Origin of the sequence: Enterococcus sp. DIV1206 (genome assembly GCF_051712485.1) — a bacterium.
In the GTDB taxonomy this organism is placed as follows: Bacteria; Bacillota; Bacilli; order Lactobacillales; family Enterococcaceae; genus Enterococcus; species Enterococcus faecalis.
In genome coordinates this window covers 1,954,408-1,974,187 of the sequence record NZ_JBIOOZ010000001.1, presented here as the reverse complement: position 1 = coordinate 1,974,187, position 19,780 = coordinate 1,954,408, and the positions used below count along the sequence as shown (strand labels likewise).

Genomic DNA, 19,780 nt, shown 5'->3' with positions numbered 1-19,780 from the left:
GATAATCTAAAGAGAAATCCAGAATGAACGCATGATTGTGTTCGTTTTGGATTTTTTGCTTTTGTTTAGCGAATGTATGTTCTATAATAGGGAGGCAGATAGGTGGGATTACGTGAAATCAACGAGAAAAATTGCGGTGCGTCAAGTGGTCGAATTTATTTTAAGGCGGGGAAGTATCGATTCTCGCCATGTGAGTGAACATACACCACAAGAAGGTAGTCGCCTTCATCGAATGTTGCAAAAGGAAGCGGGGAGCCTTTATCAAAAGGAAGTATCTTTAAAAATTGAGGTGCCTTTAAATGGCCATAATTATTGTGTAGAAGGTCGTGCAGACGGCATTTTTGTGAAAGAAACTGGGCAAGTGGTCATTGATGAAATTAAAACATCCGAACCAGCGTTTGAAGAATTGCCGCCAGAAAAGGTCGAATTGTTTTGGTATCAAGCGATGTGTTATGGTCACATGTATTGCCAACAAGAACAACTTTCTGAAATAACGCTGCAACTCACTTATTATCAGACCACCACAAAACAAATCACACGACAAGAACGCCATTTTACAGAAGCTGCATTAGCGGAGTTTTTTACTGATTTGATGAGGCGCTATGAACAGTGGGTAATTTTTAAAGAAGAATGGCGTATTTTGAGAAATAAATCATTAAAAAATCTTAGTTTTCCTTACGGGGAGTATCGCAAAGGGCAACGAGAATTGGCGGTAGCCGTCTATAAAACAATTCTTAGTAAACAGCGGCTCTTCGTGGAAGCACCAACTGGAACAGGCAAGACAATGTCCACTCTTTTTCCAGCGATGAAAGCAATTGGTGAAGAAGAAGGCGAACGGATTTTTTATTTAACAGCTAAGACCATCACGCGGCAAGTGGCTGAAGATGCCGTCAAAGCGCTGTCCGAAAAACAAGCGCAAACTAAGAGTATTACGTTAACAGCAAAAGATAAAATTTGTTTTTTAACTGAACGAAATTGTACACCAGAACATTGCCCGTTTGCTGACGGCTATTATGATCGTTTAAATGAGGGACTGTGGGATTTATTGCAACATGAAAATCATTTAACGAGAGAGGTTATTGAACGGTATGCACAAAAGCACCAATTGTGTCCATTCGAGTTGTCGCTAGATGCAAGTCTTTGGTGTGATTTAATTATTGGCGATTACAATTATCTATTTGATCCAACGGTTTATTTACGGCGCTTCTTTGAAGAATCCCAAAGTGCAGAAGAGAATATTTTTTTAGTGGATGAAACCCATAATTTGGTTAATCGTTCACGGGAGATGTATTCGGCCGCTATTTCTAGGAATGCGGTTTTGCAAATTCAAAAAAGATTGCAAAAAGAATCTGTTCAATTAAAAAGAGCTTGTCAAAAAGTCTTAACTACGTTTGATGATATTGAAGCAATCTGTGAAGAAAAAGACACGGATTTTTTTGCCCAACGTGCGCCAATTGATTCATTAGTTAAACAGATACAGCGATTAACAGAAGTAATTGCAGAATGGTTGCCAGAAAATCAACACATTGAGGAATTGGCGTCGATTCTCAGTTTTTATTTTGATTGTTTAAGTTATCTTCGAATCAGCGAGTATTACGACAACGGTTTTTATACGTCTATTTCTTTGCGAAACTATGACTGCGTTGTGAAACAATTTTGTGTCGATCCGGCTTATTTATTGTCACAACGATTAGATAAAGGGAAAGCGAGTATCTTATTTTCGGCAAGTTTAACACCTCTGAATTATTATCAAGAAGTGCTTGGTGGAGGTGAAGAAAGCCTACGTTATCGGATTCCGTATCCTTTTCCAGAAGAAAATCAATTGTTGATGATTGGTAGTCATCTTCAAACAACCTATAAAAACCGTGAAAAAAGTTATCCACAGATTAGTGAACTTTTAGGGAAGTTAAGTGAAACAAAAACAGGCAACTATTTAATTTTCTTTCCTTCCTACGCCTATATGGATGATGTCTATCAAGTATTTAGCCAACGTTACCCGCAAGTAAAAACTCAAATTCAGGGAACGGACTTAAACGAAAAAGAGCGAGAAGCATTTTTAGCTGAATTTAAAGAGAATCCTCAAGAAACTTTCATCGGTTTTTGTGTTTTAGGTGGTATATTTTCAGAAGGAATTGACTTGAAAGGTACCCGATTGATTGGTACGATAATTGTTAGTGTCGGGCTACCACAAATGAACCCAGAGCAAGAACTGATTCGCACTTTTTATCAAGAAGAGCGAGGGCAAGGGTTTCAATTTGCGTATCAAATTCCTGGTATGAATAAAGTCTTGCAAGCGGCTGGACGTGTCATTCGAGATGCGCAAGATAAAGGCTTTGTGTTGTTATTAGACGAACGATTTGAATTACCAAGTGTCCAGCGTTTCTTTCCGCCGCATTGGTTGGCGCATCGAAAGGCAAACACCAATGAACAACTCATTCAACAAGTGAAACAATTTTGGTTAAAAAATAAAGAAAATAAAGGAGGAAACAAATGAAGACCATTTTAGTCCTTCATACAGGTGGGACCATTTCCATGTCGAAAGTAGCAGGAGGAAGTGTTGCCCCGAATGAAAAAAATCCGTTGATGGAACAAGAAGCATTATTTTCTGGCAAGGTTCATTTAGTTGTCGAAGATATTTTTAATATCCCCTCACCACACATGACCTTAGAACGGATGTTTCAATTAAAAGAACGGATTCAAAAAGCTTATTCTGAACCAATTGATGGCGTGGTTATTACGCATGGAACAGATACATTAGAAGAAACAGCTTATTTTTTAGATATAACCTTAGAGAAAAAAATCCCCATTGTTTTAACAGGAGCAATGCGGTCAAGTAACGAAATCGGTAGTGATGGCTTGTATAATTTCATCAGTGCTATTTGGACTGCTTGTTCAGACGAATCGTACGATAAAGGTGTTTTAGTCGTGATGAATGATGAAATTCATACGGCGCGTTATGTGACAAAAACACATACAACGAACGTAGCAACGTTTCGGACGCCAACTTTTGGACCAATTGGAACCATTGCGAAAGAACGTGCTTTTTTTGCGAAAGAGGTCTTACCGCAAGAAGTTTGCGATGTTTCTTCTGTGAAAGGAAATGTTCACGTAGTGAAGGCCTATGCGGGGATGGGTGAACGAATGTTTGAATTATTAAACACCCCAGAAACGGATGGGTTAGTAATTGAAGCGTTAGGTGCGGGTAATTTACCGCCAGAAACGCTCCCAGCATTACAAAAAATGCTAGATAACGGGATTCCAGTCGTTTTAGTTTCTCGTTGTTCCAATGGCATCGCTGAAGATATCTATGATTATGCTGGTGGTGGCGTTGGCTTGAAAAAAATGGGGGTCGTTTTTGCCCGTGGTTTAAACGGACCGAAAGCGCGGATTCGTTTAATTGTTGGTTTAAACAGCGAAAAAAATCCTGCAGAGTTAAAAGAATTTTTGGAACAGTAACTAATTTTAAGGAGAAAATAAATGAAGCTGTTTGAACGCATTCATCAAGATACTGAAATTCGACAAATTTATGATGCAATTGGTCAAATGGAAGATGAAGAAGCTGGGTGGGCATACCATAATTGGTTTCATGTAAACAATGTCGTAGCCATGACGGAAATGATTTTGAAACAACTTGCTGTTTCAGAGGAGTATTTAGAAGCGGCAAAAATTGCGGCACTGCTCCATGATGTGGGTGCGCTACAAGGAAAAGCAGGACATGCACTTCGTGGGAAACAATTTGCAGAAGCATATTTTCGTAAGCAAAAGATTTGTTTGCCTTATCAAGAAGAAATTTTATCTTCTATAGAAAATCATAGTAACGGCTTTGATTCAGAAGAGTTAATGACGCTAGCGCTAATCATTAGTGATAAATTAGATATTACAGCCTCTCGTGTTGCAAAGGCTGGTTATTTCGTGCCGGGAATGCGGCAACTTCAATTTTTAAAGAAAATTGAAATTATGCTTTCAGAACAAGAGGTTTGTGTCTCGTTTACGGCAGAAGAAGAACTGGATTTAGAAGAATTAAATGCGTTTTATTTTATGCCAAAGGTTTTCAAAGCAATTGCCGCTTTTTCAGGGAAAATCCAACGCCGACCAATCGTTTTATTGAATAATCAAGAATGGCCGGTACCAAAACAAAAAAATCCTTCAACTGTTCATTAACAGTTGAAGGATTTTTTTAGCGATAATTATTAAACTCAAGAGCCATTGGTAAATCTAATTCTCGTAAAAGAGCCATGACTTTTTGTAAATCATCCCGACTTTTTCCAGTTACCCGAATTTTGTCTTCTTGGATTTGTGACTTAACTTTAATCCCAGAGTTTTTGATAGCTGTGTTGATTTTTTTCGCATTTTCTTTATCAATACCACTGATTAAATCACCATATTGGCGAGCGGTACCGCCTAAGGCTTTTTCACTTTCTGAGAAATGAATATTTTTAATCGGAACATTGCGTTTGACTAATTTTCCAAATAAAATATCCTTCACTTGCTCGACTTTATAATCATCTTCAGCTACGACTACTAATTTATCGTTTTCCAATTTAATATCAGCAATTGACCCTTTAAAGTCAAAACGATTTTTCAATTCTTTCAAGGCAATTTGAATCGCGTTTTTGACTTCCTCCATATTGACCTCTGAAACTACATCAAAACTTGCTTCTTTTGCAGCCATGTAAAAACCTCCTAAAATATTCTTTGCTTCATCATATCATGAAATAGTAAAAAAGGTTAGGCTAGAATCATTTTGAATAGAGAAATAAGAAGATCAGTTTTTAGGGATATCTTCCCGCATTCTTTCATGGAAACGTTGCAAAAAAATTTTTTTCAATGTTCGCTTTTAGCCCCTTTTCTTTTAGGATAGAACCTGTTATTCTAAGTCAGAAGAATAGCGAAGGAGCGAAGAAAATGAGTCGATTGGTTAGTACTTACCAAAGAAATGAATCGATAAAAAAAATAGCAGTGATGGCGATAACCGCTTTGACTTCTGCGGTCGGTTTGAATTTCTTTTTGATTCCGGCAAAAGTTTTTTCGGCAGGGATGAACGGAATTGCGCAAATCATTGCTACATTATTATATACAAATTTAGGAATCCATATTAATACAGGGATCTTCATTTTATTTTTAAACATTCCCGTCTTCATTCTAGGGTTTGTAAAATTAGGGAAACAATCAACGATTCTTAGTTTCATCAATGTTATTGGTATTTCCGTTGTCACTATGTTTGTGCCAATCGTAACAGTCACTACGAATCCTTTGATGAACGCAATTATGGGTGGTGTCTTAGTCGGCGTTGGCGCAGGGCTTTCATTGAAAATGGGCTTTAACACTGGCGGCATGGACATTATTTCACTGATTCTTTCAAAAACAACAGGGAAAACCGTTGGTAATTTTATGTTCTTATTGAATGGTATTATTGTGCTGTTGGCTGGTTTTGTATTTAACTGGGAAAGTGCGTTGTATACTATTATTTCTATTTACTGTTTGAGTCAGGTGGTCGACATGATTCATACCAGTCACCAAAAAGTCACAGCAATGATTGTCACCACGAGACCAGAAGCTGTTGCCTTAGAAGTTTCTCAACAAATCGCTCGTGGCATGACCTTGTTGCCTTCAATCGGCGGCTATTCAGGTGCAGAAGGTCGGATGATTATGATGGTCATTACTCGCTACGAGCTCTATGATTTAGAACAAGCAGTTTACAGTATCGATGAGAATGCCTTTGTAAATATTTTACCAACACAATCGGTTTTAGGGCGTTTTGCCAATGAAGATGAACAACGGATTTTTCATAGTACAGGAACATTTCCTGAGCTTCAATCCTACAAGGTGAAACGTTATCCACCAAAGAAAAAATTAAAATAGCAAGTCGGCCTTCAGGTCCCAAAGTCTTAACGGGAAAACTGGAGGTTTTTTTATAAAAATGAAGGTTATGTGAAAGAATAGACAAAAATTTTCTGAAAAAGGGAATTTTACTAGAAAAGTGTCAGGAATTCTGCTAAAATAGAACCGTTGGTTAGGGAACACCTAACAAATAAAGTTTTTAAAAACTTAGGAGGAATTTTTTATGCCAGTAGTATCAGGAGCAGAATTCTTAAAAGCAGCACGTAAAGGCGGCTATGCAGTAGGTGGTTATAACACAAATAACTTAGAATGGACACAAGCGATTTTAGAAGCAGCAGAAGCTAAAAAAGCACCAGTTCTAATCCAAACATCAATGGGCGCTGCTAAATACATGGGCGGCTACAAAGTAGCTAAAGACATGATTACTAATTTAGTAGACTCAATGAATATCACAGTTCCAGTAGCAATTCACTTAGACCACGGTGACTACGAAGCTGCTTTAGAATGTATCGAAGTTGGCTATACTTCAATCATGTTTGATGGTTCTCACTTACCATTCGAAGAAAACTTAAAATTAGCGAAAGATGTAGTTGAAAAAGCTCACGCTAAAGGTATTTCTGTCGAATGTGAAGTTGGTTCAATCGGTGGTGAAGAAGACGGAATCATCGGTACTGGCGAATTAGCTGATATCGAAGAATGTAAACAAATGGTTGCTACAGGTATTGACTACTTAGCATGTGGTATCGGTAACATCCATGGTCAATATCCAGAAAACTGGAAAGGTTTAGCATTTGATCACTTACAAGCAATTGCTGAAGCTGTCGGTTCTGATGTACCTCTAGTATTACACGGAGGTTCTGGTATTCCTCAAGAACAAATTGAAAAAGCAATTTCAATGGGTATCTCAAAAGTTAACGTAAATACAGAATTCCAATTATCATTCGCTAAAGCAACGCGCGAATATATTGAAGCTGGTAAAGATTTAGAAGGTAAAGGATTTGACCCTCGTAAATTATTAGCACCAGGTAAAGCTGCAATCATCAAAGATGCAGAAGAACACATTGATTGGTTCGGTTCAGCTAACAAAGCTTAATCAACTAGTTACGTTAAAGACAGCCACAGCACGTGGCTGTCTTTTTTATTTTTTGTTATTTTTTCATTCTATTAAAATACCTGAGAAGTTTTCTTTTTTCTTAAGCTTGATTATGATAGAATGATTGGGTAGTTTATTTAGAAAACGTATATTACAGATAGGTGAGAATATAAATGAAAAAAATCGTAATCAATGGGAATCGTCCATTAAAAGGCGAAGTAACCATTAGCGGCGCCAAAAATAGTGTGGTCGCTTTAATTCCAGCTGCTATTTTAGCAGATTCGCCCGTGACTTTAGATGGCGTTCCTGACATTCAGGATGTTCACTCATTAATTGAAATTTTAGAAATTATGGGTGCTAAAATTACTTTTGAAAATAATACATTAATTATTGACCCAACAGAAGTTGTTTCTGTGCCTATGCCAAAAGGAAAAATCAATAGCTTACGTGCGTCCTATTATTTTATGGGCTCACTTCTTGGTCGATTTGGGGAAGGCGTTGTCGGCTTACCTGGCGGTTGTTACTTAGGACCTCGTCCAATTGATTTACATATCAAAGGATTTGAAGCATTAGGCGCTCATGTAACCAACGAACATGGGGCGATGTACTTGAGAACAGACGAAGCTGGCTTACAAGGAACCCGAATTTTTATGGATATGGTATCTATTGGCGCTACAATCAATGTCATGTTAGCCGCAGTTAAAGCCAAAGGCAAAACGATTATTGAAAATGCTGCGCGTGAGCCAGAAATTATTGATATTGCTACATTATTAAATAACATGGGTGCAAAAGTCCGAGGAGCTGGAACGGACGTTATTCGGATTGAAGGTGTCGAAGAATTACATGGTTGTCGTCACTCGATTATTCCAGATCGAATTGAAGCTGGGACTTATTTAGCTATGGCAGCAGCTATGGGTGAAGGAATCAAAGTTCGAAATGTTATTTATGAGCATTTAGAAAGCTTTATTGCGAAATTGCAAGAAATGGGCGTTAAGATGACAATTGAAGAAGACATGATTGAAGTTCATCCGTCACATGATCTGAAAATGACAACGGTGAAAACCTATCCGTATCCTGGTTTTGCCACAGACTTGCAACAACCGTTAACGCCATTACTTTTAAAAGCGCAAGGAACTGGTGAAATTATTGATACGATTTATGCTCAACGAAATAAGCATATCCCTGAGTTAGTGCGGATGGGAGCTGATGCTTCGGTTGAAGGCAATATGATTATTTTAAATGGCCCAAATCAATTACATGGTGCAGAAGTAGTCGCCTCTGATTTACGGGCAGGTGCGTGCCTAGTCACTGCCGGCTTGATGGCTGAAGGTACGACCACAATTTATAATGTAGAATATATTTTACGTGGGTACGACCACATTATCGAAAAGTTAACTGCTTTAGGCGCTGATATTCAAATGCTAGAAACCGAAGAACAAGAAGGTCCGTTTGAGGTGGATCAATGAGCGACTATTTAACAATGGCTGAATTGGAAAACAGTACGTTAAAAGATATTTATGCGTACGCGAAAGAGTTTAAAATTCCTTATTATAGCCAAATGAACAAAAAAGAATTGTCTTTAGCTGTGATTCGTGCACAAGCTGAGAAGCAAGGGTTTTTCTTCATGGAAGGAATTTTAGATATTGTTTCTCAGGATGGTTATGGCTTTTTGCGGCCAATTAATTATGGACCAAGTGCAGAAGACATTTATATTTCTTCTTCTCAAATTCGTCGTTTCGGATTGAGAAATGGGGACAAAGTAGCTGGCAAGGCGCGTCCGCCAAAGGAATCAGAACGTTACTATGGACTCATGCATGTTGAAAGTGTCAATGGGAAAGATCCTGAAGAAGCGAAAGAGCGGCCACATTTTCCAGCGCTAACACCGTTGTATCCTGAAAAACAATTAACGTTAGAAACAACGGCTGGCAGATTATCAACACGAATGATTGATGTATTTGCCCCAATTGGTTTTGGGCAACGTGGTTTAATTGTAGCGCCGCCAAAAGCGGGAAAAACAAGTGTTTTAAAGGAAATTGCTAATGGGATTACAGAAAATCATCCTGATGTGGAATTGATTCTGTTGTTAATTGACGAGCGCCCTGAAGAAGTGACTGATTTAGAGCGAAGCGTTAAAGGCGATGTGGTTTCTTCAACTTTTGATCAACAACCACAAAATCATACGCGAGTTGCTGAATTGGTTCTGGATCGAGCAATGCGCTTAGTTGAAGACAAACGGGACGTAGTTATTTTAATGGACAGCATCACTCGTTTAGCAAGGGCCTATAATTTAGTGGTCCCGCCTAGTGGTCGAACCTTAAGTGGCGGAATAGATCCAGCTGCGTTTTTCAAACCTAAACGATTTTTTGGTGCTGCCAGAAATATCGAAGAAGGGGGCAGTCTGACTATTTTAGCCACGGCATTGGTGGATACAGGTAGCCGAATGGATGATGTCATCTATGAAGAATTCAAAGGTACAGGCAACATGGAGCTCCATTTATCTCGTGAATTAGCAGAACGCCGTATTTTCCCAGCAATTGATATTAAAAAATCAAGTACGCGAAAAGAAGAGTTGCTAATGACACCAGAACAACTAGAAGAAACGTGGAAATTGAGAAATAATATGTCAGGAGACTCGCTGGAATATACGGATCAATTCATAAAAATGTTGAAACGGACCCAAAATAATCAACAATTATTTGAAGTTTTCCATGATGTTTCGTTTGGCAAACAAATTAAAAGAAATCCAAAAAGATAATTGCATACCAACTGAAAACATGGTAAGATAGCATTGTTGTATACCGACAAAATAACTCTGATACAGCAAATGGATCAGGGCAAAGGAGCGAAAAAACGTATGAAACAAGATATCCATCCAAATTACCAACCAGTAGTATTCATGGATTCAACAACAGGTTTCAAATTCCTTTCAGGTTCAACTAAAGGATCTTCAGAAACTGTTGAATGGGAAGATGGCAACACTTATCCATTATTACGTGTTGAGGTTACTTCAGACTCACACCCATTCTACACTGGTCGTCAAAAATTCACACAAGCCGACGGACGTGTGGACCGTTTCAACAAAAAATACGGTCTCAAAGACGAAAACGCAAATCCAGACGCATAGTCTTTCAAAACATTGTTATGACAAGGTTTATAGAGGTTTTCCACTGTGGTGGGAAACCTCTTTTTTTTGCGTTAAATATGTAGTTTTAATTCAGAGAAAAGAAATAAAGCAACTTACCAATCTTTTCCTCTTTCTTTTCAAGATTATCCTTCCCAAAAGTCAAAGATTGATCAGCATTGTTTCGCTGATTTGTTAGACTAGTAGGTACATTCAGCTTTATAAAGGAGATCTTGAAGAAATGAGTAGAAAAAAAGTCGGTGTTTTCTGTCTATTTCTGTTTTTCACATTTTTTATTATTGTTCCAAAAGTAGAAGCTACAGAAGAAATGAAGACTAAATTTACAGTAACGCCTGTTTTACCAGAAAATCAAGTGTCAGGAACATCTAGTTATTATGATTTAATTCTGGCACCAAAGCAATCTTCCACTATTGTCTTAGACATAAAAAATAAGACAGACGAAAAATTGTCCATCGTATTGACTCTAGCAAATGCCTCAACAAATGATAATGGGTTGATTGTGTACAATGATTTTGATAAACCACTTGATTCATCGTTAAAGGTTCCGCTGACAGACTTGGTTACTTTAGAAAATGAGGAAGTGAGTGTGCCGCCTCATCAAACAGTATCAGCAAAGATGAAGGTGAAGGGACTTGATCAGCCTATCAAAGGAGTTGTTTTGGGCGGGGTTTATGCGCATCTCAAAGATGAAAAAACAGAGGAAGAGAACCAAACAACGGGATTAACCAGTCGCTACGGGTTTAATGTTGCGATTGCCATGAGGAGTGCTGCGAATGTTCCTTTAACAGAGGTGAACCAACTGAAATTAGTGAAAGTAACACCTACAATTGCTTTAGGGGCCAAATCACTAAAGGCGGTCATTCAAAATCCGTATGCTGCTATTTTTCCAGAAGTTCGTTTAGAAGGTCAAGTGATAAAAAAAGGATCCTCTAAAAAAATTGCACAACGGACACTAAAAAATGTTCGCTTTGCCCCAAATAGTTCCATGAATTTTCATCTTGATTTGGGCAAACAACCGCTAGATGCTGGGACTTATATATTTACAGGACGTGCTATTTTACAACAAGATGAACAACAGTCTTGGCCTTTTCAACAAGAATTTACGATTAACACTCGTGAAGCAAAAAAATTGAATCAAGAAGCTACGGTCAAATGGGTCCTACCTACATGGTGGTTACCGACTTTCTACACGTTGTTAGTAATCACAATTGGGGCAATTTATAGTGTCATTTGGCGCAATAATTATCAAAAAACAAGCGAAAAGGAGAGTGAGAATAATGGCTAGTTGGTTTTGGTTGTCTGGCGGTTTAGCGGTCATTTGTTTTATGTTTTTCCTCTTTTCTTTGCTGACTAGTATGAGTTTTATTCAGCATGCAAAAGAACCCAGAAGTATTCTAAAAGAAACGCTTTTGAGTTGGTTAATGCTTTTACTTAGTGGTGGGTGGATTACAATCGGACTATTGTTATATTTTTCGCTAAAGAATCAATAAACAAAAAACGAGCATTCATTGTTAGATAACCGTGAATGCTCGTTTTTTTGTTTTAGGAAAATGCTCTTTAGCAACTTGCCAGATTTCATTGGGCAACCTGACTGAAATTGTTAAATTGTTCTGTCGAAACGACAAAAAAGTGGTAAACTAAACGTGTATGTTAGTTATTTAATCAAAAGTAATGTATCCGCTTACTTATAAAATGGAAACGAAGGAGCATATTGCAATGACAGAAAAACTTTTAGGAAGTATCGAAGCCGGTGGCACAAAATTTGTATGTGGCGTTGGGACAGATGATTTGACCATTGTGGAACGTGTCAGTTTTCCCACAACAACCCCAGAAGAAACAATGAAAAAAGTAATAGAATTTTTCCAACAATATCCTTTAAAAGCGATTGGGATTGGTTCGTTTGGTCCGATTGATATTCACGTTGATTCTCCTACGTATGGTTATATTACTTCTACACCAAAATTAGCTTGGCGTAACTTTGACTTGTTAGGAACTATGAAACAACATTTTGATGTGCCAATGGCTTGGACAACGGATGTGAATGCTGCGGCATATGGTGAGTATGTTGCTGGAAATGGGCAACATACATCTAGTTGTGTATATTATACAATTGGAACTGGTGTTGGCGCTGGAGCGATTCAAAACGGTGAGTTTATTGAAGGCTTTAGCCACCCAGAAATGGGGCATGCGTTAGTCCGTCGTCATCCTGAAGATACGTATGCAGGAAATTGTCCTTATCATGGAGATTGTTTAGAAGGGATTGCAGCAGGACCAGCAGTTGAAGGTCGTTCTGGTAAAAAAGGTCATTTATTGGAAGAGGATCATAAAACTTGGGAACTAGAAGCTTATTATTTAGCACAAGCAGCGTACAATACGACTTTATTATTAGCGCCAGAAGTGATCATTTTAGGTGGCGGCGTCATGAAACAACGCCATTTGATGCCGAAAGTTCGTGAAAAATTTGCTGAATTAGTCAATGGATACGTGGAAACACCGCCTTTAGAAAAATACTTGGTGACGCCTCTTTTAGAAGATAATCCAGGAACAATTGGTTGCTTTGCCTTGGCAAAAAAAGCTTTAATAGCTCAAAAATAACCATTTATTCGCAGTTCATGCATTATATTTGAAGGAAATGGCTAAGAATGATACTCTTATTATGTAATTAATTATTTAGGAGGGATTAGCATGGCAGATTTAAAAGGACGTTTTGACGATGCAAAAGATAAAGTAGAAGGTACTGCAAAAGAAGCGCAAGGCAAAGTTACGGATGATAAAGGCAAAGAACTTGAAGGAAAAGCTCAATCAACCTTTGCTGACGTAAAAGACAAAGCACGTGATGCCGGCGACGACCTTAAAGAAGGCGCTGAAAAATTAACTGATAAAGTTAAAGAAGGCTTTGAAGACTTAAAAGACAAATTTAGTAAAGATAAATAAAAATTAACAAAAGAGCGTGGGCTTACGTTATTTCAACGTAAGCCCACGCTCTTTTGTTTAGACATCAAATCCTTGTTTTTGCAAGAAAATTTTTACTTCTGGGCGACGATTATAAGAAAAATAGGACAAAGATTTCTGTGACCAATCCGCTGTTTGGGCGTTACTTGAGCGGCTGGCATAATAATCTTTTAATAATTCATCATATGTGTGCATATCTGTCAATTTGTCTGATTGGTAGTGATTTTCGCTTAAAATATTTTCAAAAGGCATCCGTGGTTTTACACCATTTAACGTTTCTGGTACACCGATTGTTAATCCGAAAAGTGGTACAGTTAATTCAGGCAAAGATAAGCGTTTGGCTACTGTGTCTAAGTCATTTCGAATGCCGCCAATATAACAAATCCCTAAATCCATAGATTCAGCCGCAATGGCCATGTTTTGCGCAGCAATCGTTGTATCAACGGCAGCTACTAATAATGATTCTGGTGTCTTTAAGGGTTCCAATGATTGCCCCTCTTTTGACAAAATCGTTGCATGACGATACAAATCAGCAACAAAAACATAGAACACACCAGTGTTAACGACATAGTCTTCACAATTCGCTAAACGTCCCAATTCTCTGCGTAGCTCAGGATCTTTGATTTCTATAATTGTATAAGCTTGTAAAAAATTGGAGCTTGATCCTGCTTGAGCTGCAGTAATTAACTGTTGTTTCTGCTTGTCCGTTAACGCTTGCTTTTTAAAATGACGAACGGAACGGTGACTTAGTAATTGTTCGATTGTTTGATTCATAAAAAACCTCCGTTTAAATTAAGAAAGAGAACAGAAAAACCCACAGCTTAATAGTGGGTTTCTCTGTCGTTAATTGCTAAAGATTACAGAATACGTTCAAATGGATCTAAACTAATTCCTTGGTCTAAGACAATTTTTGCATATTCTTTCGCTGCAAATAAAGAATGATCTTTGTAGTTTCCACACTCTTTTGCAGAGACTGCTGGAACAACTTCTGTATTGATTACTTTGTTTAAAACGTTGACTAATGCATCACGGATTTCTTGTGGTGAATGTTGATTCCACATAATCATATAAAAACCAGTGCGGCAACCCATTGGCGAAATGTCAATGATTCCTTTTAATTCATCACGCATGTTAACTGCTAATAAATGTTCCAACGTGTGTAATGCGCCTGTTGGTAGGGCATCTTTGTTTGGTTGTAAGAAACGTAAGTCATATTTTTCGACTAACGCATCACCATTTTGTTCTGTGCCAGCAAGGCGAACATATGGTGCTTTTACTGTGTTGTGATCTAATTCAAAACTTTCTACACGTGCCATGAAATTTCGCTCCCTTTATAATTAAATTCGTTTTAACTATAACAAATTTAAGTCAAAAGTCAATGGATAGTCCTTTGATGGGTAATAGTTTTAAAATATCATGGGAAAATAAAAAAATCATTTTTTTGACTATGTAGGTTTTTTCAATACTATGGTAAAATAGGACAAGTAGCTTTTACAAGAAGGTAAGAGGGGAGTATGAAAATATGGGAAAAGAATATCATGTTGCCGTGGTAGGAGCAACAGGTGCTGTCGGGACAAGAATGATTGAATTGTTAGCAGAAACAAGTTTGCCAATTGCCAGTGTGAGGTTATTGGCGTCTAAGCGTTCTGCTGGACAAGAGATTCAGTTTAAAGGACAACCTCTTATCGTGGAAGAATTAGTCCCGGAATCATTTGAAGGAATCGATTTAGCATTATTTAGTGCTGGTGGGGGTATTTCCGAAAAGTTTGCACCAGAAGCAGTTAAGCGCGGAGCTGTCGTTGTTGACAACACTAGCCATTTTAGAATGGCAAAAGATGTTCCTTTAGTTGTTCCAGAAGTGAATCCGGAAGCCTTGAAAAATCATCAGGGAATTATCGCAAATCCCAATTGTTCTACGATTCAAATGATGGTGGCCTTGGAACCAATTCGGCAAGCGTTTGGCTTAGAACGAATCATCGTTTCAACGTATCAAGCTGTGAGTGGCGCAGGTATCCGTGCAATTAATGAGCTAAAAGAACAAGCCGAAGATTTTTTAGAGGGAAAACCTGTCAGCGAATGGTCAGCTGAAATTTTGCCAGCTGGCAGTGACAAAAAACATTATCCAATTGCTTTTAATGCGTTACCTCAAATCGATGTTTTTTCAGAAGCAGGGTATACCTACGAAGAATGGAAAATGATGAATGAAACAAAAAAAATCATGGGAGACAACAAGCTAAAAGTCGTTGCTACCTGTGTCCGTATTCCGGTAATTTCAGGACATTCTGAATCTGTTTATATAGAAGTGAAACAAGCAGATGCATCGGTCTCAGCCATCCAAGAATTAATGGCGCAAGCTCCAGGTGTAATTTTGCAAGATGAGCCAAGTGAACAACTATATCCACAAGCGCTAAATAGCGTCAACCAGAAAGAAACATTTGTCGGCCGTATTCGTCAAGACGTTGACGTGAAGAACGGTTTCCATTTATGGATTGTGTCAGACAACCTATTAAAAGGAGCTGCTTGGAACTCGGTCCAAATTGCTGAAACGCTACACGAAATGAATTTGCTTCGTGTACCTGAAAACGACTAGAAGGTTTGTATTGTATACTCGGGAGGGAATAGGATGGATTTAACGAATGCAACAATTATTACGGCAATGGTTACGCCGTTTCAAGAATCGGGAGAAATAGATTTTGATAAACTACCGCAATTGGTAGACTATTTATTGGCCAATCATACAGAAGGCGTTATTTTAGCAGGAACAACTGGTGAATCACCCACGTTAACTCATGAAGAAGAATTACAATTATTCCAGCGAATGATTGAACTGATCGATGGACGTATTCCGATTATTTGTGGTGTGGGTACGAATGATACACGTGACTCAGTCGCTTTTGTGAAAGAGTTAGCGACAATCGCTGGTATTGATGCTGTTTTGGCGGTTGTTCCTTATTATAATAAACCAAATCAAGAAGGTATGTATCAACATTTTAAAACCATCGCAGAAGCAAGTGAACTGCCAATTATTTTGTATAATGTTCCTGGTAGAACGGCTGCATGTCTAGAAGTGGAAACTACTTTGCGCTTAGCACAATTGGAAAAAATTGTGGCGATTAAAGAATGTGCAGGGTTAGATGCAATTACTGAGTTGATTGAAAGAGCGCCAAAAGACTTTCTAGTGTATACTGGAGAAGACGGGTTGGCTTTTGCCACCAAGGCACTTGGCGGACAAGGGGTTATTTCGGTAGCCAGTCATGTCTTCGGTTCGTCAATGTATGAGATGTATCAAGCGCTGGAGCAGGGGAACTTGCCGGAAGCGGCTAAAATTCAACGACAGTTATTACCAAAAATGAACGCATTGTTTTCAGTGCCTTCACCGGCACCCGTGAAAGCGGCCTTAAATCATTTAGGTATTCCTGTTGGAAATTTACGTTTACCTCTAGTTGCTTGTACACCAGAAGAAGAGCAAAGAATTATTCGCACGTTAGAGATTTAAAGAACGTGTAATCATAGAGAGGTGAAAAGAGTGAGTACAATAAAAATCGTTCCATTAGGCGGCGTTCGTGAAAATGGAAAAAATATGTACGTTGCTGAAGTGGAAGATGAAATTTTTGTACTGGATTGTGGATTACAATATCCAGAGAACGAACTTTTAGGAATTGACGTTGTCATTCCGGATTTTACGTATTTAGAAGAAAATAGTGAACGAATTGCAGGGGTCTTTTTAACACATGGCCATGCAGATGCAATTGGGGCCTTACCGTATTTACTTTCAAAAATTCAAGTGCCTGTTTTTGGGACAGAATTAACGATTGAACTAGCAAAACTAAGTGTCAACAGTCATGCGGAAACGAAGAAATTTAAAGATTTCCATGTGATTGACCCGCATACAGAAATTGATTTTGGTCAAGCAACGGTGAGCTTCTTTAAAACAACGCACACCATTCCAGATTCGATTGGTGTTAGCATCAAAACAAAAGAAGGCAACATTGTTTATACTGGTGATTTTAAATTTGATCAAAGTGCGATTGAGATGTATCAAACCGATTATGGCCGTTTGGCTGAAATTGGGAAAGAGGGCGTCTTGGCGTTACTTAGTGATTCATCAAATGCTGAAAACCCAGTCCAAGTTGCTTCCGAAGCCCAAATCGCTGATGAAGTGTTCGATACGATTCGCTATTGGGAAGGACGAATCATCGTGGCATGTGTGGCAAGTAATTTGCAACGGGTTCAACAAGTATTGAATGCAGCGGATCGTTCTGGTCGTAAAGTCGTTTTGACAGGCCAAGATTTTGAACGGATTATTCGGACGGCGATGAAATTGGAAAAATTACAATTGCCAAGCGAAGATCTATTAGTGAAACCAAAAGAAATGAAAAAATATGCACCTGAACAGTTATTAATTTTAGAAACAGGCCGGATGGGAGAACCGATTAAGTCACTTCAAAAAATGGCTAATAATACACATGGTGTCGTTCGAATTGAAGAAGGCGATTTAGTTTATATTACGACAACGCCGACAACGGCCATGGAAACAACGGTTGCCAAAACAGAGGATATTGTCTATCGGGCCGGTGCTACGGTGAAGCAAATTTCCGACAATTTACGTGTGTCTGGTCACGCTAATCCGAATGACTTGCAATTGATGCTGAACTTAATGAAACCAAAATATTTCATTCCTGTCCAAGGTGAATACCGCCAGTTAGCTGCGCATGCGGACTTAGCACACGAAATTGGCATGCCTTATAAAGATATCTTTATTACAGGTCGTGGGGACATTCTAGAGTATACAAAAGGTAGAATGTCGGTAGCTGGCAGCACAACGGCCGAAAATATTATGATTGACGGGATTGGTGTCGGCGATATTGGTAATATCGTTTTACGGGATCGTCGTATTCTTTCCGAAGATGGTATTTTTGTGGCTGTTGTGACAATTAATCGTCGAGAAAAACGAATTGTTTCCCCAGCTAAAATTACTTCTAGAGGTTTTGTTTACGTTAAAACAAGTAAAGACCTAATGAAAGAAAGTAGCAATATTGTTACAGAAATTGTTGAAAAGCATTTAGAAAGTGACGATTTCGAATGGAGCAAACTGAAACAAGAAATCCGCGAAAACTTAAGCCGTTATTTATTTGAACAAACCAAACGTCGTCCTGTGATCTTACCAGTTATCATGGAAGCGACGCAACGCAAGCGTCCCAAAAATAACGCATAGTTCGTCCTGATAAAAGCAGGTGATTTTAGGAGAAATTCTTCTAAAGTCATCTGTTCTTTTTTGTAACTTTCTTCTATAAATATGGTACTATTAATCAGAGCGCTGAATAAAGGAGGCGATTTTAGTGGAAGAGATTGTGTTGTTCCATACCAATGATCTTCATTCTCACTTTGAAAATTGGCCCAAAATACGGCGTCTGGTTAAAGCCAAACGTTCGCTGTACCAAAAAGAGGGCAAAACAGTCGTAACCATTGATTTAGGTGACTTTTCAGATCGGTGTCATCCTTTGACCGAAGCAACAGATGGTCGAGCAAATGTAGCTATAATGAATACATTAGCGTATGACCTGGTTACAATTGGAAATAATGAAGGAATCGGCAATTCAAAGAAACAATTAGAGCATTTATATGATCAGGCAACATTTGAAGTGGTCTTAGCTAATTTAGAAGATCCAAAAACCCAAACGTTACCAGATTTTTGTCAAGCATATAAAATTATGACAACTAAAGAAGGCACGAAGTTAGGGTTTATTGGCTTAACCGCACCATTTCCTTTAACGTATAATCCCAATGGCTGGACAATCAAACAAGTGGAAGCAGTCCTTCCTCAACTGATTACAGAAGTTGCGCCTCAATGTGATGTTCTCATTTTGCTTAGTCACTTGGGGATAGATACTGATTTTATGATTGCGGCGAATTATCCTGAAATTCAAGTGATCTTAGGTTCCCATACACATCATTTATTTAAAGATGGGGAAAAAATTAATCATGTGCAACTAGCAGCTGCTGGCAAATATGGACAGTATATTGGTGAAGTGCATCTGTTTGTGGATGCCGACACGAAGCAAGTCACAAGTTATGCAAAAACGATTGAAACAGCAAGTTTAGAAGAGCAAGCAACGGATGCCAAGGAAATTGCGGATTACTTAACGGAAGGTCATCGACTATTGCAAGCGCAGCAAATTGCACAAATCCCTGAAACCTTGTCAACGGACTTACGGCAACCGCATGCCTTTATAACTGTTGCCTTGAAGGCGTTAAAAAAAGCGGGGCAGACCGAAGCGGCTGTGTTGAACAACGGGTTATTTTTAGCAGATTTACCAGAAGGAATAATCAATGCAGACCAATTACATGAGGCCTTGCCTCATCCAATGCATTTAATCAAGGTTACCTTGAAAGGGTCAGACATGAGCCGTTTGATTCGTGAAATGGAAAAAAGTCGTCAATTTCTGCGGAAATTTCCGATTCGCGGGATGGGCTTCCGCGGGAAAATTTTTGGCGAATTATGTTATGATGGGATTCGTTTTGAGCGAAATAGCCAGACCGTTTTTTGGCAAGGGAAACCTATTCAGCCAGAGCAGAAATATACGCTGACAACAGTGGATCACTTTCAATTTGTTCCGTTTTTCCCAACGATTGAGTTAGTTGGAGAAGTCGAATTTTTATTTCCAGACGTTTTAAGAACTGTCGTGGCGAACTATCTGCATGCCCACTATCCAATCAAATAAAAACAAGGTATAATAAAAACTAGGTGGTGA

Annotated in this window: 19 protein-coding genes; 16 read left to right on the top strand and 3 right to left on the bottom strand. The window is 38.5% G+C overall.

All coding sequences use genetic code 11. The features are described 5' to 3' along the window. Nucleotides 1-31 precede the first annotated feature (31 nt). From IGK86_RS09605 to IGK86_RS09595, 3 genes are read left to right on the top strand one after another with little or no spacing between them, the layout of a single operon-like run. Nucleotides 32-2,494 carry a helicase C-terminal domain-containing protein gene (locus IGK86_RS09605; protein WP_016617197.1) on the top strand — a complete coding sequence of 821 codons (2,463 nt, stop codon included), beginning with the start codon at nucleotides 32-34 and terminating at the stop codon, nucleotides 2,492-2,494. After that, nucleotides 2,491-3,456: an asparaginase gene (locus IGK86_RS09600; RefSeq protein ID WP_002357976.1), complete on the top strand. Its 966-nt coding sequence runs from the start codon at nucleotides 2,491-2,493 to the stop codon at nucleotides 3,454-3,456. Before IGK86_RS09605 ends, IGK86_RS09600 begins: the two co-directional genes overlap by 4 nt. A gap of 21 nt (nucleotides 3,457-3,477) precedes the next feature. Continuing rightward, entirely contained in the window at nucleotides 3,478-4,161 is a 684-nt protein-coding gene (locus IGK86_RS09595; protein ID WP_016617198.1) for an HD domain-containing protein, read from the top strand. A gap of 16 nt (nucleotides 4,162-4,177) precedes the next feature. On the opposite strand, the gene IGK86_RS09590 is transcribed toward IGK86_RS09595, so the two are convergent. After that, a complete protein-coding gene (locus IGK86_RS09590) occupies nucleotides 4,178-4,672 on the bottom strand; it encodes a YajQ family cyclic di-GMP-binding protein (RefSeq protein WP_002357974.1) in 495 nt (164 codons plus the stop codon). A gap of 233 nt (nucleotides 4,673-4,905) precedes the next feature. Between IGK86_RS09590 and IGK86_RS09585 the strand changes: the two genes are divergently transcribed. The 9 genes from IGK86_RS09585 to IGK86_RS09545 all read left to right on the top strand — a co-directional run bounded on the left by IGK86_RS09585 (nucleotide 4,906) and on the right by IGK86_RS09545 (nucleotide 13,010). Next, nucleotides 4,906-5,862: a YitT family protein gene (locus tag IGK86_RS09585; RefSeq protein WP_002381974.1), complete on the top strand. Its 957-nt coding sequence runs from the start codon at nucleotides 4,906-4,908 to the stop codon at nucleotides 5,860-5,862. A 202-nt stretch (nucleotides 5,863-6,064) separates the two neighbouring features. Beyond that, the gene (locus IGK86_RS09580) at nucleotides 6,065-6,934 is read left to right on the top strand and encodes a class II fructose-bisphosphate aldolase (RefSeq protein WP_002357972.1); all 870 of its coding nucleotides are present in this window, start codon (nucleotides 6,065-6,067) and stop codon (nucleotides 6,932-6,934) included. Between the two features lie 173 nt (nucleotides 6,935-7,107). Next, nucleotides 7,108-8,400, top strand: a complete 1,293-nt coding sequence (locus IGK86_RS09575) for a UDP-N-acetylglucosamine 1-carboxyvinyltransferase (RefSeq protein ID WP_002357969.1) — start codon at nucleotides 7,108-7,110, stop codon at nucleotides 8,398-8,400. Next, complete coding sequence (gene rho / locus IGK86_RS09570) at nucleotides 8,397-9,689, top strand: transcription termination factor Rho (protein WP_002357968.1); 1,293 nt, start codon at nucleotides 8,397-8,399, stop codon at nucleotides 9,687-9,689. The genes IGK86_RS09575 and rho overlap by 4 nt, the downstream gene beginning before the upstream one ends. Nucleotides 9,690-9,788: 99 nt before the next feature. Next, nucleotides 9,789-10,058, top strand: a complete 270-nt coding sequence (locus IGK86_RS09565) for a type B 50S ribosomal protein L31 (RefSeq protein WP_002357967.1) — start codon at nucleotides 9,789-9,791, stop codon at nucleotides 10,056-10,058. Between the two features lie 238 nt (nucleotides 10,059-10,296). Next, nucleotides 10,297-11,361 (top strand): DUF916 and DUF3324 domain-containing protein, encoded by a 1,065-nt coding sequence (locus IGK86_RS09560; RefSeq protein ID WP_016617201.1) that lies wholly within the window; start codon nucleotides 10,297-10,299, stop codon nucleotides 11,359-11,361. Beyond that, nucleotides 11,354-11,566, top strand: coding sequence for a hypothetical protein (locus tag IGK86_RS09555; protein ID WP_002357965.1), 213 nt, complete (start codon nucleotides 11,354-11,356; stop codon nucleotides 11,564-11,566). Before IGK86_RS09560 ends, IGK86_RS09555 begins: the two co-directional genes overlap by 8 nt. A gap of 226 nt (nucleotides 11,567-11,792) precedes the next feature. Further along, nucleotides 11,793-12,671 carry a fructokinase ScrK gene (gene scrK, locus IGK86_RS09550; protein ID WP_002357964.1) on the top strand — a complete coding sequence of 293 codons (879 nt, stop codon included), beginning with the start codon at nucleotides 11,793-11,795 and terminating at the stop codon, nucleotides 12,669-12,671. Between the two features lie 90 nt (nucleotides 12,672-12,761). Next, a complete protein-coding gene (locus tag IGK86_RS09545; RefSeq protein WP_002357962.1) occupies nucleotides 12,762-13,010 on the top strand; it encodes a YtxH domain-containing protein in 249 nt (82 codons plus the stop codon). Nucleotides 13,011-13,067: 57 nt separating this feature from the next. Here IGK86_RS09545 and nfsA read toward each other — a convergent pair whose 3' ends face one another. Continuing rightward, the gene (gene nfsA / locus IGK86_RS09540; RefSeq protein WP_002360554.1) at nucleotides 13,068-13,802 is read right to left on the bottom strand and encodes an oxygen-insensitive NADPH nitroreductase; all 735 of its coding nucleotides are present in this window, start codon (nucleotides 13,800-13,802) and stop codon (nucleotides 13,068-13,070) included. 83 nt (nucleotides 13,803-13,885) lie between these two features. Further along, nucleotides 13,886-14,344, bottom strand: coding sequence for an S-ribosylhomocysteine lyase (locus IGK86_RS09535; RefSeq protein ID WP_016617202.1), 459 nt, complete (start codon nucleotides 14,342-14,344; stop codon nucleotides 13,886-13,888). Nucleotides 14,345-14,550: 206 nt separating this feature from the next. Here IGK86_RS09535 and IGK86_RS09530 point away from each other — a divergent pair, with 206 nt between their 5' ends. The 4 genes from IGK86_RS09530 (at nucleotide 14,551) to IGK86_RS09515 (ending at nucleotide 19,750) form a co-directional block, all read left to right on the top strand. Beyond that, nucleotides 14,551-15,618 (top strand): aspartate-semialdehyde dehydrogenase, encoded by a 1,068-nt coding sequence (locus IGK86_RS09530; protein WP_010823592.1) that lies wholly within the window; start codon nucleotides 14,551-14,553, stop codon nucleotides 15,616-15,618. Nucleotides 15,619-15,651: 33 nt separating this feature from the next. Next, on the top strand, nucleotides 15,652-16,524 hold the full coding sequence (dapA, locus tag IGK86_RS09525; protein WP_002357957.1) for a 4-hydroxy-tetrahydrodipicolinate synthase: 873 nt from the start codon (nucleotides 15,652-15,654) through the stop codon (nucleotides 16,522-16,524). 30 nt (nucleotides 16,525-16,554) lie between these two features. After that, complete coding sequence (locus IGK86_RS09520) at nucleotides 16,555-18,243, top strand: ribonuclease J (RefSeq protein WP_002375145.1); 1,689 nt, start codon at nucleotides 16,555-16,557, stop codon at nucleotides 18,241-18,243. A 124-nt stretch (nucleotides 18,244-18,367) separates the two neighbouring features. After that, nucleotides 18,368-19,750: a bifunctional metallophosphatase/5'-nucleotidase gene (locus IGK86_RS09515; protein WP_016617203.1), complete on the top strand. Its 1,383-nt coding sequence runs from the start codon at nucleotides 18,368-18,370 to the stop codon at nucleotides 19,748-19,750. Nucleotides 19,751-19,780: the final 30 nt, after the last annotated feature.

Excerpts from the sequence above, each read along its gene's own strand:
- IGK86_RS09605 (WP_016617197.1), top strand. The coding sequence starts at position 32 with ATGATTGTGTTCGTTTTGGATTTTTTGCTTTTGTTTAGCGAATGTATG.
- IGK86_RS09600 (WP_002357976.1), top strand. The coding sequence starts at position 2,491 with ATGAAGACCATTTTAGTCCTTCATACAGGTGGGACCATTTCCATGTCG.
- IGK86_RS09595 (WP_016617198.1), top strand. The coding sequence starts at position 3,478 with ATGAAGCTGTTTGAACGCATTCATCAAGATACTGAAATTCGACAAATT.
- IGK86_RS09590 (WP_002357974.1), bottom strand. The coding sequence starts at position 4,672 with ATGGCTGCAAAAGAAGCAAGTTTTGATGTAGTTTCAGAGGTCAATATG.
- IGK86_RS09585 (WP_002381974.1), top strand. The coding sequence starts at position 4,906 with ATGAGTCGATTGGTTAGTACTTACCAAAGAAATGAATCGATAAAAAAA.
- IGK86_RS09580 (WP_002357972.1), top strand. The coding sequence starts at position 6,065 with ATGCCAGTAGTATCAGGAGCAGAATTCTTAAAAGCAGCACGTAAAGGC.
- IGK86_RS09575 (WP_002357969.1), top strand. The coding sequence starts at position 7,108 with ATGAAAAAAATCGTAATCAATGGGAATCGTCCATTAAAAGGCGAAGTA.
- rho (WP_002357968.1), top strand. The coding sequence starts at position 8,397 with ATGAGCGACTATTTAACAATGGCTGAATTGGAAAACAGTACGTTAAAA.
- IGK86_RS09565 (WP_002357967.1), top strand. The coding sequence starts at position 9,789 with ATGAAACAAGATATCCATCCAAATTACCAACCAGTAGTATTCATGGAT.
- IGK86_RS09560 (WP_016617201.1), top strand. The coding sequence starts at position 10,297 with ATGAGTAGAAAAAAAGTCGGTGTTTTCTGTCTATTTCTGTTTTTCACA.
- IGK86_RS09555 (WP_002357965.1), top strand. The coding sequence starts at position 11,354 with ATGGCTAGTTGGTTTTGGTTGTCTGGCGGTTTAGCGGTCATTTGTTTT.
- scrK (WP_002357964.1), top strand. The coding sequence starts at position 11,793 with ATGACAGAAAAACTTTTAGGAAGTATCGAAGCCGGTGGCACAAAATTT.
- IGK86_RS09545 (WP_002357962.1), top strand. The coding sequence starts at position 12,762 with ATGGCAGATTTAAAAGGACGTTTTGACGATGCAAAAGATAAAGTAGAA.
- nfsA (WP_002360554.1), bottom strand. The coding sequence starts at position 13,802 with ATGAATCAAACAATCGAACAATTACTAAGTCACCGTTCCGTTCGTCAT.
- IGK86_RS09535 (WP_016617202.1), bottom strand. The coding sequence starts at position 14,344 with ATGGCACGTGTAGAAAGTTTTGAATTAGATCACAACACAGTAAAAGCA.
- IGK86_RS09530 (WP_010823592.1), top strand. The coding sequence starts at position 14,551 with ATGGGAAAAGAATATCATGTTGCCGTGGTAGGAGCAACAGGTGCTGTC.
- dapA (WP_002357957.1), top strand. The coding sequence starts at position 15,652 with ATGGATTTAACGAATGCAACAATTATTACGGCAATGGTTACGCCGTTT.